Raw genomic sequence first — 18,430 nt, forward strand, 5'->3', positions numbered from 1 at the left:
CGACCGCATGACCATCGTTAACAATTTTCTACGTCCTATCCAAAGTTTCATTAAACCCGGATTCAGGCTGAAAGTAGTGGGTACCGACAGAAACTACTATAACGAAGCCGTTTCCTACAATAAAAAGCACGCGATAAGCGGCGAATTTCCGAATGCGCAGCTAGATTATCCTAAAGCAATGTTGAGCATGGGAACACTGTTAAAAGTAGAAAAACCACAGATCCAGCTTATAGGGACAGCAATTGAATTCAGCTGGGGAGTTCCTGCGGATCTACCCTGGCGAAATTTAAACGATCGGGCAATGGTATTGCTCTATTGGCCGGATCAGCATCAACACACCCATTGCCTGAGTGGATCACACAGAAAGGATGGAAAACACAGCATCCAGATTAGCCCTGATCTTGCCAATCAAAGAGTAGAGGCTTACATCTCCTTTATCAATGATGATGCTTCAGAAATTTCAGACAGTGTTTATGCGGGAAGTATAGCTAAGCAAGAGCTGCAACCTGTACCTGTATTAGAAATCGCTGATTCCAGTGCAAAAGAAGCTAAAACTGTGAAGAAACATCATGAAGCTGGGATAAATCAAGTACCCAAGCCAAAAACCACACCTAAAAACACAGGGAATACAAGAATAAACGCAAAATTAAAATCTCAACTACAGCCCCACTCAAAGATTAAAATCCCGGACAAACCGAATTAGTCAGATTTACCCGCTTTTATTACCCGGACTCGAATTGACTGGACTAGCAGTTACCCTGCTCTCTGGCTAAGTTATGGCAAAAATCAGCTTAGACTTATCTCCACTTTGCATCAAGATCGGTTTCGTCTCTATTCGTATGATAATGGCTCTGGCTTAGTCTTCTTTTAAATATTGACTGTAAATTCTTTCAGCAGTCTCTATATTTCTTGGGTCACCGGTAATCATTAAATCTGCATAAATAAGCAAGATGGGTGCAACCGGAAGATTTGTTGTTTCATCATCCTGCCAAAATTTCTCATAGAACTGAATATTTCCTTTTGCATCTGGTAATAATCTCCATTTTTGCATCAAAGCAGGTTTAGATTCTGTAGTATAAACAGTAAATGCTTTCGCATTTAAATAATTAATGATTAGGCCTGCGCCTGGTTCACCACCCCAGACCGTTTCGCCAGCCCTCACAGGAAAGTTAGCTAAATTCATTAAATCTGTAGGTTTATTTAGGTTCATATAGATTTTACTCATGACCACCTCATCGAGTACAACAGCATTTTTTAATGGGCTCATAGTACGAATATATCTAGTTGTTGGCTAATTTGGCTATTTATTTATCGGATAAAAAAAACAGTTCTTTTTTTCAGAAATAAACAGGTTTATCTCCTAATGATGCCGATCATCTTTTGAGGTCACAAATTGTGACCTCAAAAGATGAAAACTCCGTTTGTTTTACCATGAAAGTATTTTTTATTACGCCTGGCAAAGCAAGCCAAAACAACCAGAATGGTACCCGGGCGCCCGGGTAACTGCTGCATCATTTACAAATGGACTTAGCAAAACCAGTATTTTAACGGTAAATTTGTCTCATGGAAATGGAACACCACAATTCTACAGAACTCATACAGGCTTATACAGAAATTGATGCGGCACAATTGAGCGCACTTCAGCAAGAAGCATCAACATTAATCATAGATGTAAGAGAACGTCATGAAGTACCAATACTAAATGGGGAAATATTCAAAAAGGCACCTATGTCTGAGTTTGCTGATTTTTTAGCTACAGATATCGGGGAAAAGAACATCGTGTTCATTTGTCAGCATGGTATACGAAGCGTTGCAGCGGCAGAGGCACTACATGAAAAATATGGTCAGGAAAAACATATCTACAGCCTGAAAGGGGGCATTGCGAAATGGAGGAATTACTTTTTGTAAACCTACATCCATAAAAAAACCTGTCTCGAAAGAAACAGGTTTATATAAATTAGTCAAGGAGAAACTAAAGGTTTTTAGTGATCTCTTCGCTTAAAGGTTTCACTTTAGAACGGAAACGGTGTACCAATTCTCCTTTTTCATTGATTAAGAACTTCTCGAAATTCCAGTTGATATCACCAGTAAAATCAGGATTCGCAGCGGTAGTCAGGTATTTGAACAATGGATTTATATCATCACCTTTAACACTCACTTTTTCACTTAATAAAAAGGTAACCCCAAAATTCTTTTTACAGAAATCCTGAATCTCAGCATTGGTGGCTAACTCTTGTCCGCCGAAGTTTCCAGCTGGAAATCCAATTAACACTACATTTTTACCATATTGCTTGCTCAGTTTTTCTAGTTCTTCATATTGCGGCGTATAACCACATTTAGAAGCTGTGTTCACAATCAGGATTTTCTTTCCTTTGAATTTCGACAACTTCACCTCTTTACCATCGATGGTTTTAAAGCTGAAATCATAAATACCTTTTGCCGGCGGGGTAAAGATCAGGCTCAGTAATATTAATAATGTATTCATAGTTTGATTTTTTATAAATGTATAAACGAAGTTAAGCACAAAAAGATTGTTTGCACTAAATAATAACGTTAAAAGTAATACAAAACCCTTCTTAACGTTGAAACCTGCTGAAGAATGGAACTAATCATATCCTATTCAATTAATAAAAAAAAACACCTTACAACCGGTAAAGCCCATAAATAAGCTATATATCACCACTTTATACCACCTAAAATGAGGCTTTTTCAAATTTATTTACTATAAAAATCGTATCGGATTTTGAAATTAGCCTTATTTATAGCTTTATTTGCAGAAAAACGTTCTGAATGGCGAAGAATTTATTAATAGTTGAGTCACCTGCAAAAGCTAAAACCATTGAAGGGTATTTAGGAAAAGATTTCCTTGTTAAATCAAGTTACGGACACATCCGGGATTTGGTTAAGGGGGATATGGGCATCGATGTGGCCAATAATTTCGCACAGACCTATGAGGTCCCTGCCGATAAAAAGCATGTAGTAGCCGAACTTAAGAAGTTAGCCAAGGAAGCCGAAATGGTATGGCTAGCGTCCGATGAGGACCGTGAAGGGGAAGCAATTTCCTGGCACTTATTTGAGACATTAGGACTAAAAGAAAATAAAACCAAGCGTATTGTATTTCACGAGATCACTAAGCCTGCGATATTAAAGGCGATAGAAAATCCACGTACAATCGATTATAACCTGGTAAATGCCCAACAGGCACGCCGTGTATTAGATAGATTGGTAGGTTTTGAGCTTTCTCCGGTACTATGGAAAAAAATCAAACCATCTTTATCCGCTGGTAGAGTACAGTCGGTGGCTGTACGTTTAATTGTAGACAGAGAAAGAGAAGTCAATAAATTTAATGCAACAGCTGCATTTAAGGTATCTGCACAATTCGGAACCGGAACTGGTAAAGAAGTGGTTAAAGCAGAATTGCCACAACGTTTTGAAAAAGAAGCAGATGCGGAGAAATTCTTAAACGACTGTATCCAGGCAGGATTCAGCGTAGCTAGTCTAGAAACCAGACCTGCAAAAAGAAACCCTGCTCCTCCGTTTACTACCTCTACCTTGCAACAGGAAGCTTCCCGTAAACTGGGATATTCTGTATCGAGAACGATGCAAATCGCGCAGAGACTGTATGAAAGTGGACATATCACCTATATGCGTACCGATTCCGTGAATTTATCGGAAACCGCATTACAGGCAGCAGCAGCAGAAATTAACTCTGCATGGGGCGAGAAATACCATCACCTGAGAACTTATAAAACGAAATCAGCAGGCGCACAGGAAGCTCACGAGGCCATCCGCCCTACTTATTTCAACCACCATAGTGTTACCGGCGACAGTTCAGAACAACGTTTGTATGAATTGATCTGGAAGCGTGCCATCGCTTCGCAGATGTCTGAGGCACAGTTTGAAAAAACTACCGCACAGATTGCCATCAGTACCCGCAAAGAGCAATTAGTTGCAGAAGGTGAAGTATTGAAATTTGACGGTTTCCTGAAAGTATACCTGGAATCCAGCGATGACGATGATATCGAAGATTCAGAAGACAGCAAAATGTTGCCTCCACTGGCTAAAGGTCAGGAATTGACTTTAAGAGAAATGAATGCAACAGAGCGTTTCTCCCGTCCGCCGGCAAGATATACAGAAGCCAGCATGATCAAGAAACTGGAAGAACTGGGTATCGGTCGTCCGTCAACTTATGCACCAACAATTTCTACGATTCAAAACCGTGGTTATGTGGTCAAAGAAGATCGTGATGGTCGTCAGCGTTCTTTTACGTCAATTGTATTGGCTAACGGCGCAGTTAACAAGCAGATTAAAACAGAAATTACAGGTGCAGAGAAATCAAAACTCTTCCCAACAGATATAGGTGAAGTTGTAAACGACTTCCTGGTAGAACACTTTAAAGGTATTGTCGATTTTAACTTTACTGCGAATGTAGAGAAGGAATTTGATGAGATCGCGCAGGGTCTGCAGGAATGGACAAAAATGCTCCACTCCTTCTATACACCTTTCCATCAGGAGGTAGAAACGACTTTAGAAAACGCAGAACGTGCAAACGGAGAACGTTTATTAGGTGTTGATCCTGTTTCCGGAAAGAACGTATATGCTAAAGTGGGTAAATTTGGTCCATTGGTGCAAATCGGTCAGAATGACGATGAAGAGAAACCGCGTTATGCGAGTTTAGCTAAATCTCAGTCGGTAGGTACAGTGACACTTGAAGATGCTTTAGAGCAATTCAAACTTCCTTTCCAGCTGGAAGACTATGAAGGTAAAGAAGTTTCTGTAGGTGTAGGCCGTTTTGGTCCTTACGTGAAATGGGGAGATGCTTATATCTCTATTCCTAAAAATGAAGAGCCTTTATCGGTAGACAGAGACCGCGCAATAGAAATTATTCAGGAGAAAATTACTGCTGATGCTCCTGTTGCACATTACGATGGCTTACCTGTAACTAAAGGAAAAGGCCGTTTCGGTCCTTTCATCAAATGGAACGACTTGTTTATCAACGTACCAAAAGCCTATAACTTCGAAGAGCTTTCTACCGCAGACATCAATGAGCTGATTGGTAAAAAGGTAGAGAAAGAGGCAAACAGATTCATCCAGCAATGGAATGAGGAGAAAATTGCCATTGAAAACGGCAGATGGGGACCTTTCATCCGTTTCGGTAAAGACATGCTGAAACTAGGTAAAAACCCGGCTACAGGTGAGAAATATACACCCGAAGATCTGGCTTCCGTTTCTCTGGAAGAGGTGAAAAAATTAATCGTTGAGCAGGTTCCAAATGCGTTTGAACCTAAAGCAACGAAGAAAAAAGCAGCAGCAAAAACCACTACAAAAGCGGCGAAAGCACCTGCAAAAAAGAAACCAGTAGCAAAGAAATAGAATGTAGGTAGCCCCTACGGAGCATAGTTATGAAAAAAGATCTCCCGGAAAATATAGTAGAAGGTGTTGCCATTGCTGTAGTATTGACCAGCGAAAGTCCAGAGTTTAAAAACTGGACGGTATACCTGGTGAACCTGAAAAATGACATTTTAGAAAATGTGATGATCAGTTCCAAAGGTTACGGTGAAAAAGACGGTAAAAAAGTGCAAACTTCTGTGTTACGCCATTCTCTGGGAAATGTCCTGCCGCAATCTTTTGTAGGTGTGGAAGCAATTGCTCCGGAAGTACTAGGGCTAACCAACGAATATTGGCTGAGCTATTACCTGAACAATGTGATGTACGATAAGAAATTTATTTTTCTTCCTGAAAGCATCGTTGATGAGAATCTAATCCGTATTCCTCTGGTAAACAAGCCAGGAGTAATGATAAAATAATTTCGGTTTACTTTCCGATACCAATCCTTTTTGGTAATTTTCATGTCCATCTTTACCTATAAGAACAGATACATGAAAATTACGCGAAAAGGATTTTTTATTGGCGGAGCTACGCTCGTCATTATTGGTCTTGCCACCTTCTTTTTTCTAAAGAAGAAACCTGGAAATGAAGATAACCAGGCCTATGCTAAATACATAGAAGCCTATACTTCAGGTACCATATCCAAAAAAAGCAACCTAACCATCAGATTGGCCAGTCAGGTGAAAACCATGGGCGATATTGGTGTAGCCGATACCAGAGACCTGTTTAGCAGCTCCCCTTCCATCAAAGGAAAAACCTACTGGATTGATGCACAAACTATAGAATTCCGTCCGGATGAACCACTTAAGTCCGGTGAAAATTACGATGTTACCTTTCACCTTGATGAAGTAACCCAGACAGAGAAAGGTTTGGAAGACTTTGATTTCAACTTTAATGTGATCAATCCAGGCCTGGATCTGACACAGGAAGGATTGGTTTCCCAGAATAACACTTCACTTGATTACATGAAGCTGAATGGAGAAATCAACACTGCCGATCAGGAAGATCCGAAACTGATTGAACAGTGCTTAAAAGTTGATTTCCCGGGCGCTTTAAAAGTAAAATGGCAACATTTCCCGGCGAAAAACACCTCCAGCTTCACGATAGACAGTATTCCTAAAGCTAAATCAGAAAGACGGTTAAGCTTAGATTGGAACGGCGATCCGATTAATGCGGGTAGAATAGGACAAGAAGAATTGGTAGTACCTGCCAAAGGCGTTTTCAAGATTCTGAATATGAAAGCGGTTCAGGATATGGAGGATTTTGCCCTGGTACAGTTCTCTGAGCCAGTCAATGTTGGTCAGGATCTGAATGGACTGATTACCTTGTCGCAACTGACAAACCTTAGGTTTACCATTGATGCCAGTCAGGTGAAGGTGTACAGTCCGGATAAACTGGAAGGAAATTACCAGTTTACGGTAAATGAAGGTATAGAAAACATCAATAACGTAACACTGACTTCGGGCAAAGCCGCCAATATTGTTTTTGAAAACAAACTTCCTTCGGTAGAAATTTCAGGTAAAGGCACGATTCTTCCCAATTCAGGGAAACTGGTGTTACCATTTGATGCGGTGAACTTAAAAGCCGTAGATGTTACAATCATCAAGATTTATGAGAACAATATCCCTCAGTTTTTTCAAGCCAATGGATTTGATGGTAATCAGGAATTGCGTCGCGTAGGTAGACCGATTGTTCAGAAAACCATCCGCCTGGATGAGGACAAATCGCTGAACCTGCATAAGAAGAACCGGTTTACGCTGGATTTAGATAAGATCATCCGTACAGAGCCTGGTGCCATGTATCGGGTAACGATTGGTTTTAGAAGTGCTTACAATCTTTTCAAATGCGCTGAAGGTGAATCAAAAGAAACGAATGAAGATGAATTTGAGGGATATGGCAGGAATAATCTGGATGAATTTGATGATTTCTGGCTGAGATACGATAATTATTACCCAAGTGGTTACAGCTGGCAAGACAGAGATAACCCTTGTACCCCATCCTATTACAGAACTGAAAGATTTGCCAGTCGCAACCTGATCGCCTCTAATATCGGTCTGATTGCGAAAAGTGGTAATGATGGGAGCATGCTTATCGTTGCTACAGATCTGCTGACTGCCAAACCGCTGAGTGGTGTATCCATAGAATTACAGGATTACCAGCGACAAGTCATTGAAACGGTGAAAACTGATGGCAATGGTATGCTGAGCATCGACTTAAAAAGAAAGCCGTTTTTATTGGTGGCTAAAATGGGCGATGAACGTGGATACCTTAAAGTTAATGATGAGAATGCGCTTCCACTGAGCAGGTTTGATGTGGCAGGCGACGTGGTGCAACATGGATTAAAAGGATTCATTTATGGAGAACGCGGTGTTTGGCGTCCCGGAGACTCTCTATTCTTATCCTTCATTCTGGAAGATAAACTGAAAAAACTACCTGGTGCTTATCCGGTTACTTTTGAATTATACAACCCTAAAGGGCAATTGGTTAAACGACAGGTAAACGGGAAGCCCTTAAATGGATTTTACGCGTTTAGAACGGCTACAGAAAGCACAGCGCCAACAGGTAACTGGATGGCGAAGGTGAAAGCTGGTGGCGCGGTATTCTCTAAAGCCCTTAAAATTGAAACGGTGATGCCGAACAGGTTGAAAATCAATTTCAATTATGGGAATCGTCCCTATCTGGGTACTGGTGGTGCATCTACCGCTACATTATCAGCCAACTGGTTATTCGGTGCGCCGGGTAAACACCTGAAAGCAAAGGTAGATGTGAGTCTGAACACGATGAAGACAACTTTCAAAGGATATGAGGCGTATAGCTTCGACAATCCAACAGTAGTTTTCGAGTCGCAGGTGAAAACCATTTTTGAAGGAACTTTGAATGAAAACGGAACGGCTACCGTAAATACGAATATTAATGAGAATAACCTCGCCCCTGGTATGTTAAAAGCCAATTTCGCGATCAAGGTATTCGAAGCCGGTGGTAATTTCAGTATTGACAATTTTAGTATCCCCTACCATGTTTACTCCGATTACTATGGAATTAAAACTCCGGAAGGCGACCGTTTAACAGGAATGTTGCTGACTGGTAAAGACCATAAGATCGACATTGTCAATTTAAACCGGGACGGAAAACTACTTGCAGGCAGCAAGGATGTAGATGTAGAACTTTATAAGGTACAATGGCGCTGGTGGTGGGAACGTGAACAGGAAGATGCTTATGCAAATTTCACGCAGAACGCTTACAACAAACTGGTTACCAAAGAAAGCATTTCCCTGAATAATGGAAAAGGCAGCTGGAACTTAAGAATTGATGAGCCGGAATGGGGTCGTTACCTGATTCTGGTTAGAGATCGTAAAAGTGGTCATGTGACCGGGAAATCAGTTTATATCGACTGGCCGGGATGGGCAGAACGCGAACAAGGGCAAAACCCTACGGAAGCATCTATGTTGTCTTTTACTGCCAATAAAACCAAGTTTAAGGTGGGCGAAGAAATCGTATTAACGATACCTTCAGGCAAAGATGGCAAAGCTTTAATCTCTATAGAAAACGGTAGCAGGGTGATAAAAACCTTCTGGACGGACACTAAAGCCGGACAAACGCAGTTTAAATTCAAGGCCGAGAAAGGCATGACGCCGAATGTTTTTGCCAATATCACTTTATTACAGCCTCATGCGCAAACGGTAAATGATTTACCTATCCGCATGTATGGCGTTATTCCATTGCTGATTGAAGATCCGGAAACGATCTTAAAACCTGTGATCAAAATGGCGGATAAGCTGAAACCGGAAACGGAAAGCAGCATCACCATTAGCGAGCAGAATGGTAAAGCAATGACTTATACCATCGCTATTGTAGATGAAGGCTTACTAGACCTGACAAGGTTTAAGACACCAGATCCTCATGCGGTTTTCTATGCCAGGGAAGGATTGGGTGTAAAAACATGGGACCTTTTTGATTACGTATTAGGAGCATGGGGTGGCAATCTGGAGAGAATTCTGAGCATTGGTGGTGATGGTAGTATCAACAGAAACCTGAACCCGGCTAAAGCAAATCGCTTTGTGCCGGTGGTAAAATATATGGGGCCATTTAGTTTGCCAAAAGGCGGCAGCACTACACATAAATTCAAACTGCCTCAATATATTGGTGCGGTGAGAGCAATGGTGGTTGCCGGTCAGGATGGCGCTTATGGCAACGCTGAGAAAAGCGTACAGGTGAAAAAACCTTTGATGTTACTGGCAACGCTTCCAAGGGTCATCGGCCCTGGAGAAACCTTTACCTTGCCAGCAACAGTTTTCGCAACAGAGAAAAACCTGAAAAACGTAACACTGCAATTGCAGGCGAGCAATCTGCAGGTGATCGGAAGTAAAACCCAGCAACTGCTATTTAAACAGCCAGGTGAGCAAATGGCTTATTTTGAAATTAAGGTTCCTGAGATCACCGGTATTGCGAAAGTAAAACTGATCGCCCAAAGTGGCAGCGAAAAAATAGCTTATGATGTGGAACTGGATATTCGTAATCCAAATCCTTATGTGAGCAATGTGGTTTCGGCTATTATAGAACCTGGGAATAGCTGGGCACAGCCTTATGCGCCAATCGGCATGGTTGGAAGTAATTCCGGAAGTCTGGAATTGTCGGCTATCCCTCCCATCGACCTAAAAAAGCGCCTGGGTTATCTGATGCAATATCCACATGGTTGTGTGGAGCAAACGACCTCAGGGGTATTCCCACAGTTGTTCCTGAATAAATTAACACCACTTACAGAACAGCAGAAGACAACTACAGAACGAAATATCAAGGCGGGCATCAATAAATTGCGTGCTTTCCAAACCGGTGACGGCGGACTGGGCTACTGGCCTGGTGCAACCAGCGCTGACGAATGGGGCAGTATTTATGCTGCACACTTCCTGATCGAAGCTCAAAACGCAGGATACAGCTTGCCGGTAGGTATATTAGACGAGCTTTTACGCTATTTAAAAGGTAAAGCTTCAAATTGGGCGCCTAACAGCAGCAATTTCTATGGGGCTGATCTTACTCAGGCTTACCGCTTATATACGCTTGCATTGGCTAAAAAGCCTGAAATGGCAGCAATGAATAGACTGAAGGCATTCCAATATTTGTCTGTAGCCGGAAAATGGCGTCTTGCAGCGGCCTATCAGCTCGCCGGACAAGCAGTAGCAGCAAATGGTTTGACCAAAGGTTTGTCTATTGAGGTACAACCTTATCAGCAATTGGGTGGCACTTATGGTTCTGACTTAAGGGATGAGGCCATGATCTTAGAAACCCTGACTTTATTGGGGCGCAAAGCGGAAGGTGCTAAATTGCTGCAACCAGTAGCGTCCAAATTGGGGGCTAACGAATGGTATAGCACGCAAACGACTGCTTACAGTCTGTTGGCGATTGCTAAATTCTGCGGTGCCAATACGGCTTCTAATAACCTTAAATACAGCTATATTGTTGACGGCAAAAAAGGAAGCAAGGACTCTAAAGACTTCCTGAACAGCATTCCGTTAACCTTTAAAACCCCTTATCTGTCAGTTACCAATACTGGTAACCGCGTGTTGTTTGCCCGTTTGATCTTACAAGGCCAACCTGCTGCCGGTCAGAATACCTTCCTTCAAAATAACCCGGAAGCACTCGACATGAGCATCAGTTATAAAACCTTAAATGGCAAGCCAATTGATCCTTCGCTGTTAAAGCAAAGTACAGACTTTTACGCGGAGGTTACGATTAAGAACCCTGGTAAGATGGGTTATTATGAGCAAATGGCCCTAACACAGATTTTCCCTTCCGGATGGGAAATTATCAATACCAGAATCAGTGATACGGAAAGCGCGATTGCCTCGTCCCCTTATATTTACAGGGACATCAGAGACGACCGTGTCTTTACCTATTTCAACCTGAGGGAGAATGAAACGGTGACTTACAAAGTGTTGTTAAATGCGGCTTATATTGGTCGCTATTACTTATCTGCGGTACAGTGTGAAGCGATGTATAACAATAACATTAGCGCCACAACACCAGGCAAATGGGTACAGGTAATTAAATAGAATGTTTAAGAAAATATATGGAGAACCGAAACTACTGATCAGTGATTTGCTTTGTTTGCTTTTGCTGCTGTGGTTTTGGTTCTTCTTACCATCAAAGTTGTTTTTAAGCCCCACTTCTTATGTGGTGGAGGCGTCTAACGGGGAATTATTGAGTGCGGCTATTGCAAAGGATGGTCAGTGGCGATTTCCGGTCGCCGATACTATTCCTGTAAAGTTTCAGCAGTGTATTGTGGCTTTTGAAGACCAGCGGTTTTACCAGCATCCGGGAATAGATGTTTTGGCAATGGCCAGGGCAATGCAGCAAAATCTTAAGGCCGGTTCGGTAGTCAGTGGTGGCAGTACGCTAACCATGCAGGTGATCCGCTTGTCCAGAAGGGAAAGTAGAACCCTATGGCAAAAAATAGTTGAGGTAGCTATGGCTATCCGTCTGGAATTCAGTAATTCTAAACAAGATATTTTAAAGTTATACACAGCCAATGCGCCCTTTGGAAGTAATGTTGTTGGCCTGGATGCCGCTTCCTGGCGCTACTTTGCCAGGGCTCCGGAAAGTTTATCCTGGGGGGAAATGGCTACGCTTGCGGTGCTTCCAAACAGTCCATCTTTAGTCCACCCGGGAAAGAACTCTGTTAAGCTGATCAGGAAGAGAAATGATCTTCTGGATAAAATGGCTGCCTTAAAAATCATTGATCAGGAGACGGCTAATCTTTCTAAGTTGGAGCCGATTCCGGGGAAACCATTGCCCTTGCCACAAAATGCACCGCATTTGTTGCAGCGCTTTAAAGCAGAGCGAAGCCAGTTGAAAATCCCGGAGACGAGAATCACTTCTACCCTCGATTATAATTTACAGTTGAAGGTCAGCAATCTGTTGAAACGCTATCAAAACAGGTATCGTGCCAACGATATCAATAACATCGCAGCCCTGGTGCTGAATGTGAAAACAGGTACCGTGCAAAGTTATGTGGGCAATATTTATCAACCGGAAAACAAGGAGTTGCAAAGTCATGTAGACATGATCAAGGCCGCCAGAAGTCCCGGGAGTACGCTGAAACCTTTGTTGTATGCCAGTATGCTGAATGATGGTTTTATCCTGCCCCGTACGCTGATTCCTGATATTCCAACGCAGATTAACGGCTATTCGCCACAAAATTATGACCTGGGTTATGATGGTGCCATTCCGGCAAATCATGCCTTGAGTCGTTCCTTAAATATCCCGGCAGTTAAGATGCTGCAAAACTATAAGTATCAGCGCTTTTATGATCAGTTAAAAAAACTAGGCATCAATACGTTGAACAAGCCTGCGGATCATTATGGCTTGTCCATCATCCTTGGTGGCAGCGAAGTTACGATGTGGGATCTGGCGAAAACCTATATGGGCATGGCGAGGTCTTTAAATCATTTCAATGATTACCAGGGCCGCTATAATCCCCATGATTACGATGCACCGGTCTATGTAAAAGGTAAAATTATTCCTCGTATGCCACAAGATGATGCTCAGATTAATGGCGTATTAGATTACGCTTCCATATGGAATACCTTTAATGCCATGGAAGAAGTGATGAGACCTGGTGAAGAAGGGCTTTGGGAACAGTTTTCCTCTTCGCAAAGGGTGGCCTGGAAAACGGGTACCAGTGTGGGTTCCAGAGATGCCTGGGCTGTCGGACTAACGCCGGAATTTGTGGTTTGTGTATGGGTGGGCAATGCCGATGGCGAAGGTCGGCCCGGTTTAACGGGTGTAGATGTTGCTGCGCCGGTATTGTTTGATATTTTCAGGGAGCTCCCGAATGCCAAATGGTTTACGACGCCTAAACATCAGCTGAAAAAGATGATGGTATGTAAACAAAGTGGTTATAAGGCCGGAGAGTATTGTAAGCAAACTGTTGAAGAATTGGTGCCGCCAGCAGCCGAAAAAACAAGTATTTGTCCATATCATAAGCTGATTCACCTGGATAGAACGGCTACATATCAGGCTACAGACAATTGCGAGCCTACGGGAATGATGGTACATCAGCCCTGGTTTGTCCTTCCTCCTGCGATGGAGTACTATTATAAGGTCAAAAACAGCGATTATAAGCTCTTGCCAGCATTTATGCCGGGTTGTGGGGATGCAGGGAGTAATTTTGTGATGGAAATGATTTATCCCAAGCAGCATGCTCAGATTTATATTCCACTGGAATTAGATGGTGCCAGAGGTAAAGTGATCTTCAATGTATCCCATCGCAATAATAACGCGAAGATTTACTGGCACATTGATGAGGAGTATATCGCGACGACCAAAAACTTCCACCAGCTGGCTTTTAGTCCGGCGCCGGGAAGGCATACGCTGACTTTAGTGGATGAAGATGGCGAAAGACTTGTGCAGTCCTTCACCATCCTCAGCAAGGAAAAAGACTAATCGTTTTTAAGGAGTTTTCTTTCGATGCCGCCTATCGTGATCAGGTATTGAGCGATCATATAGGTGGCCATAATCAGGACTCCTGCAAAGTCAAATCCTTTAACAAACTTGTTATAAGCAAGTGTGGCATCGGATGCCAGGAAAAACAGGGCGCCGAAAAGGATCAGGTTAAAGCTCAGTACATTTACCCTTTGGTTTCTAAATGCAGCCATCATCATCATTAGACTGATGACAAAGGTGTAGACCATAACGGGAAGCTTCATGTCACCTAAATGTGGCCTTAAGTAAAAATAGAAGCCGATACTGAAGGTTGCACATAAGATAATGGCCAGCCTCGCTCCTTTCTTATCCAGCTCCTGCGCAGAGCGGAAATCCAGATAAAAGGCACTGATGTAAAGGATATGACCGATTAAAAATGCGACTAAACCATACATAAAGAAGCCCGGGTTTTGCCAGACAAACATCAGGAAAACGTCTCCCAGTAATGCGAAAAACAGTCCGGCAAAGAGGCGTTTATGGAAGCGGCCTGTTAAATTGGTGCTTACATAGAACATCACCATCAGGGAAATTACAATACAGGGTTTGATGAAATACCTGAGGGTAGTAAATTGTTGGAATTCCGCTACAATCTGTAAGATAAAGATCAGGGCAAATAAGAGGTTAAACTTCAGGTATTTCTTCAGCATTATTGTTGTTTTTTTGAAGGTTATAAAACCAGACTACCGAGCAGATGTTCAGGCCGGAAAATATGACCTGATATCCTACCGGAAAATCCTGCAGCAAAACTATTAAAATCCCCAATACCAGACGAGCATATTCGAGTTTTACCTGCCATTTCTTTTCTTCCAGCAGGGCTGAACAGGTAACTAAGGTTAAAATCACGTAAACCACCCCCGTTCCCAGAGCTATTGCAGGAAGTGTCGGATATAAAAACAGAATGGCTATGGCCGCAACAAGGCCGGTTACAAACTGAAACACCACATAAGGCACCAGCTTCTGCTGGTATATGGGATTGTATTTCTGATAAAGGGAAGCGTCAATTTCCGGAGCGCTTTTAAAACCACCAAGATGTGCAGGAAACCAGCCGGGAGGTTTGATAAATACATTGATTTTATCGGCCCATCGCGGACTTTGTTTCGCAGTATTCCAAAGCTCATCCCAGTAATGAACATTGGCCCATAAAGGGTTCCAGCTGGCTAGCGGCGTAGTAATACCATAGTAAACGTCTTCTTCTTCCTTTTGGAAAGTCCCGAATAAGCGGTCCCAGATAATCAGCGTTCCTGCATGGTTTTTATCAATGTATTTAGGGTTGGAGCCATGGTGTACGCGGTGATGGGATGGCGTGTTCAGGATATACTCTAAAGGCCCCATGCTTTTGATCAGTCTGGTATGTATCCAGAATTGATATAAGGTGTTAAAGGAGCTCAGCGTTAGAAACATCAATGGATCAAAGCCAAGGAAAGCCAGTGGCAAATAGAACACCCAGGAAAACCAGCCTTGAAACCAGGACTGTCTAAGCGCTACAGTGAGGTTGTATTCTTCGGATTGATGGTGTACAATATGTGCTGCCCATAAGGCGTTAACCTGGTGACTCATGCGGTGAAACCAATAGTAAAAGAAGTCGACTCCGATGAATAGTAAAATCCAGACCCAGATATTTTGTGGCAGGTCAAATAACCGCCAGTGTTCGAAGATGTACATATAGCCAAAAAACACAGCCGTTTTCATGAAGATCCCGGTGATCTGTTGCCCTATTCCCTGACTCAGGTTGGAAATAGAATCATTGAGGCGGTAGTACCCGAGCTTTTTATAGAAAGACCAGGCCAGTTCGATTCCTATAAGGATAAAAAACACAGGGACAGACAATGCTATATAATCGACTTTCATACAACTAATTTAATAAAATACACGATAAATTCTTTACCGTTAAAGTATTATGTTAGAAACAAATTCTAAACTGAGGCGTTATTTACCCGATAGATTATCGCTAAATGTGTTCCTTTAAAAAACATGCCCATGAAAAATGAAGTGCCAAAACAGGAAGAAGGGTCCGAAATGGATGTTTTCGAGAAAGTCTCTTTTAAAGATGAGGCAAAGGCAAAGGCTTTTTACCCGGTGGTTCGTGGGCGCTTGCTGGAAGTCTACAACTGGGATAAATGGTGTGGATTCCCTTCGGCTACTTTTATCCTCACAGATCCTTTTGGAAAAGAGATCAGGCGGCAGGTAATGGAAGGTGATTATTTTAAAATCAATATTCCGGGTCCGGGTACTACCAAAGGCGATGGATTTGATTGGGTGCTGGTGGAATGGATCAGGGAGGAACAATCCCCGACTGAGCAAGTGATTGCCATCAGGGTGAGACCGGCGCCAAATCCTTTGCATCCAGATACGGAAACTGCTCATTTTTTCAAAGATAAAGCCACTTCTACTTTTAAAGTTTATAGAAAAGGAATGGAGGTTCATGCGGAAGTGCATGGCAGAAATGAGATTCCGAATTCGGAAAGTGCGGTATTAGTGAACAACGTTAGAAACGTGCTGGTTGGCTGGATGGCGAAGATTGGATTCTCTTATCCGCAGTGGAAAAGCCTGGTTACCGGACTGTTAGACATAAAAAAGCAGGGAATATAATTCGCATTATATTCCCTGCCCTATATGGATCTACTCTAAAAGCAGAGTTAATTGTCTGTAAAAAGAAAAAAGCTATTAATAGCTTTTCTCTGTACGGTTATTGCGTTTAAAGCCACCACCGCCTCCAGCGCCACCAGTACCTGGTTTCTCTTGAGCTTCAGCAACTTTAATTCTATTACCGTTGTAATCGCCACCGTTCATGCGTTTGATTGCTTCTTTTGCCTCTTCTTCTACCGGCATTTCCACAAAACCAAACCCACGACTCTGACCAGTTTCGCGATCTTTGATAATTCTAAGTGATTTTACTTGACCGAAATCACCAAAAACGGCTGTTAATTCATCTTCCCCTACTTCTAACGGAAGGCCTGTAATAAATATCTTCATTAATGTTTAAAAATTTGCACAAAGTTAAGCATTTTTAGCTTAAATTCCAATGCTAGTGTCAGTTATAAGTATAATTATCTAATTACTTTTCAAACAGCCGGCGGTTATTTTTTGTTTTAAAGCCAGAAAATATTTTAATTAAATAACCGTTTTTAAGCGTCAGGTAGACCTTAAATGAAGATCAATAAAAAGTCAACCCACTCATTATGTGTAGACAACAGGGCTTTTCTGAACGCAGAAAAAAAAACAAAGAATTTTTGATTGTTAAATACTTTAAGTATTCTTAGCGCCTAAATTGTGGCCGATTTCTTTTCCATGACAGGGGATTTTATGCGATTGCAGTCACTGGTTTTCCTTAATTTTAAGCGTTTTTGCCACTTTCTCCCCTGCTTATGTTCAGATTTCGGCTCAAAAAGCTCAGATTTCTATCTGGAATAGATAGCGTATAAAGATCATATCAGCATTTTATGGAAGATACCGGAAAAGGAACAGACGATAGCTGATCTATTCCTTTTCTGGTATCGGTTTAGAGAATATCTCTGAAAAATTCTTTTAACTTAAGTCTTTCTTAAATAACCATATTGTTCTCTCCCAGGCCAGTTTTGCAGCTGCTTCATTGTACCTGGTAGGCGATGTATCGTTGTTAAAGGCATGGTTTACGCCTTCGTAAATGAAGAGTTGATAAGGAATCTGGTTTTGTTTCAGCGCTGCTTCGAATTCAGGAATCCCTGCATTGATTCTTTCATCTAAGCCTGCGTAATGGAGCATGAGGTCTGCTTTGATCATCGGTACATCCGCTGCTTTAACCTGTGCACCGTAATAAGCGACAGCCGCTTGTAAGGTAGGATCATTTACTGCCAGTTTATTGGCCATCCCTCCTCCCCAGCAGAAACCGACACAGCCTACTTTTCCATTTCCATCCGGATGTTTTCGTAAGTAATCCAGTCCGCGGAGGTAATTTTGCAGGGTTTCGTCCGGATTCAACTGCCCGATCAGCTCCCTTGCTTTATCTTCATCTGCGGGAGTGCCCCCAAAAGGAGACAATCCGTCTACTCCAAGTGCTAAAAAGCCTTCAGCAGCGACCCTTTTAGTAACCGCTATGGTGTGCGGGTTGAGTCCGCGGTTTTCATGAATAACCAGGACAGCTCCTAAGTTCTTCTTCCCTTTTGGTTTAGCCAAAAAGCCTTTCATTTCACCATTAACACCTTTATAAGTGATGTTTTCTGTACTAAGCTCCTCTTCATTTATGGTAGCCGCAGAAGCGTAGTTGTTTTCCAGCAAAGGCAGTACCGTTAATGCCATAGCCGTACTGCCGGTTAAAAGTGCCAGTTTTTTAAGGAAATCTTTCCTGTTTATGTTGCTATGGGTGTACTGATCGTAAAGATTGATAATTCTTTGATCCATGTTGATAAATTTTAAACCGTTAAAACTGATTCCAATATAAGGTTTTTTAGCATTTAAAATCGGTTTTATACCCGCTAAAAAAGGCCTTATCCTGCTGAACAGAAGAAAATTAAAGAAAAATATCCGGGGGTTTTGATAGATTTCCCTGCTTAAATATTAAATTGGTTTAATGTTTGTATTCCTCTGA

The 18,430-nt window shown here is 42.1% G+C and carries 13 protein-coding genes; 7 read left to right on the top strand and 6 right to left on the bottom strand.

The genetic code is table 11. From position 1 onward, the window contains the following. Positions 1 to 703: DUF6266 family protein (locus OQX61_RS21525; protein ID WP_265843881.1), on the top strand; the 703-nt coding region annotated here is incomplete at its 5' end. Between the two features lie 153 nt (positions 704 to 856). Here OQX61_RS21525 and OQX61_RS21530 read toward each other — a convergent pair. Continuing rightward, complete coding sequence (locus OQX61_RS21530) at positions 857 to 1,267, bottom strand: type IV toxin-antitoxin system AbiEi family antitoxin (protein ID WP_265843882.1); 411 nt, start codon at positions 1,265 to 1,267, stop codon at positions 857 to 859. Between the two features lie 296 nt (positions 1,268 to 1,563). Here OQX61_RS21530 and OQX61_RS21535 point away from each other — a divergent pair, with 296 nt between their 5' ends. Continuing rightward, positions 1,564 to 1,908 carry a rhodanese-like domain-containing protein gene (locus OQX61_RS21535; protein WP_265843883.1) on the top strand — a complete coding sequence of 115 codons (345 nt, stop codon included), beginning with the start codon at positions 1,564 to 1,566 and terminating at the stop codon, positions 1,906 to 1,908. A 64-nt stretch (positions 1,909 to 1,972) separates the two neighbouring features. Here the strand turns inward: OQX61_RS21535 and OQX61_RS21540 are convergent, their stop codons facing one another. Next, positions 1,973 to 2,485 carry a glutathione peroxidase gene (locus OQX61_RS21540; protein ID WP_265843884.1) on the bottom strand — a complete coding sequence of 171 codons (513 nt, stop codon included), beginning with the start codon at positions 2,483 to 2,485 and terminating at the stop codon, positions 1,973 to 1,975. A 305-nt stretch (positions 2,486 to 2,790) separates the two neighbouring features. Between OQX61_RS21540 and topA the strand changes: the two genes are divergently transcribed. The 4 genes from topA (at position 2,791) to pbpC (ending at position 13,827) form a co-directional block, all read left to right on the top strand. Then, on the top strand, positions 2,791 to 5,373 hold the full coding sequence (gene topA / locus OQX61_RS21545; protein WP_265843885.1) for a type I DNA topoisomerase: 2,583 nt from the start codon (positions 2,791 to 2,793) through the stop codon (positions 5,371 to 5,373). A gap of 29 nt (positions 5,374 to 5,402) precedes the next feature. Continuing rightward, positions 5,403 to 5,807 (top strand): hypothetical protein, encoded by a 405-nt coding sequence (locus tag OQX61_RS21550; protein ID WP_265843886.1) that lies wholly within the window; start codon positions 5,403 to 5,405, stop codon positions 5,805 to 5,807. A gap of 72 nt (positions 5,808 to 5,879) precedes the next feature. Then, positions 5,880 to 11,435 carry an MG2 domain-containing protein gene (locus OQX61_RS21555; protein ID WP_265843887.1) on the top strand — a complete coding sequence of 1,852 codons (5,556 nt, stop codon included), beginning with the start codon at positions 5,880 to 5,882 and terminating at the stop codon, positions 11,433 to 11,435. A 1-nt stretch (position 11,436) separates the two neighbouring features. Next, positions 11,437 to 13,827 carry a penicillin-binding protein 1C gene (gene pbpC / locus OQX61_RS21560; protein WP_265843888.1) on the top strand — a complete coding sequence of 797 codons (2,391 nt, stop codon included), beginning with the start codon at positions 11,437 to 11,439 and terminating at the stop codon, positions 13,825 to 13,827. Here pbpC and OQX61_RS21565 read toward each other — a convergent pair. Both OQX61_RS21565 and OQX61_RS21570 read right to left on the bottom strand, forming a co-directional pair. Next, positions 13,824 to 14,513 (bottom strand): lysoplasmalogenase, encoded by a 690-nt coding sequence (locus OQX61_RS21565; RefSeq protein WP_265843890.1) that lies wholly within the window; start codon positions 14,511 to 14,513, stop codon positions 13,824 to 13,826. The genes pbpC and OQX61_RS21565 overlap by 4 nt on opposite strands. Continuing rightward, positions 14,488 to 15,714 carry a sterol desaturase family protein gene (locus OQX61_RS21570; RefSeq protein WP_265843891.1) on the bottom strand — a complete coding sequence of 409 codons (1,227 nt, stop codon included), beginning with the start codon at positions 15,712 to 15,714 and terminating at the stop codon, positions 14,488 to 14,490. Before OQX61_RS21570 ends, OQX61_RS21565 begins: the two co-directional genes overlap by 26 nt. Positions 15,715 to 15,843: 129 nt before the next feature. On the opposite strand from OQX61_RS21570, the gene OQX61_RS21575 reads away from it, so the two are divergent. Beyond that, complete coding sequence (locus tag OQX61_RS21575; protein ID WP_265843892.1) at positions 15,844 to 16,455, top strand: hypothetical protein; 612 nt, start codon at positions 15,844 to 15,846, stop codon at positions 16,453 to 16,455. Positions 16,456 to 16,530: 75 nt separating this feature from the next. Here OQX61_RS21575 and OQX61_RS21580 read toward each other — a convergent pair whose 3' ends face one another. Together OQX61_RS21580 and OQX61_RS21585 are read right to left on the bottom strand one after the other, a co-directional pair. Then, positions 16,531 to 16,839: an RNA-binding protein gene (locus tag OQX61_RS21580; protein ID WP_062548794.1), complete on the bottom strand. Its 309-nt coding sequence runs from the start codon at positions 16,837 to 16,839 to the stop codon at positions 16,531 to 16,533. A 552-nt stretch (positions 16,840 to 17,391) separates the two neighbouring features. After that, positions 17,392 to 18,243, bottom strand: coding sequence for a dienelactone hydrolase family protein (locus OQX61_RS21585; RefSeq protein WP_265843894.1), 852 nt, complete (start codon positions 18,241 to 18,243; stop codon positions 17,392 to 17,394). Positions 18,244 to 18,430: the final 187 nt, after the last annotated feature.

Source organism: Pedobacter sp. PLR (assembly GCF_026239675.1).
Taxonomy (GTDB): Bacteria; Bacteroidota; Bacteroidia; order Sphingobacteriales; family Sphingobacteriaceae; genus Pedobacter.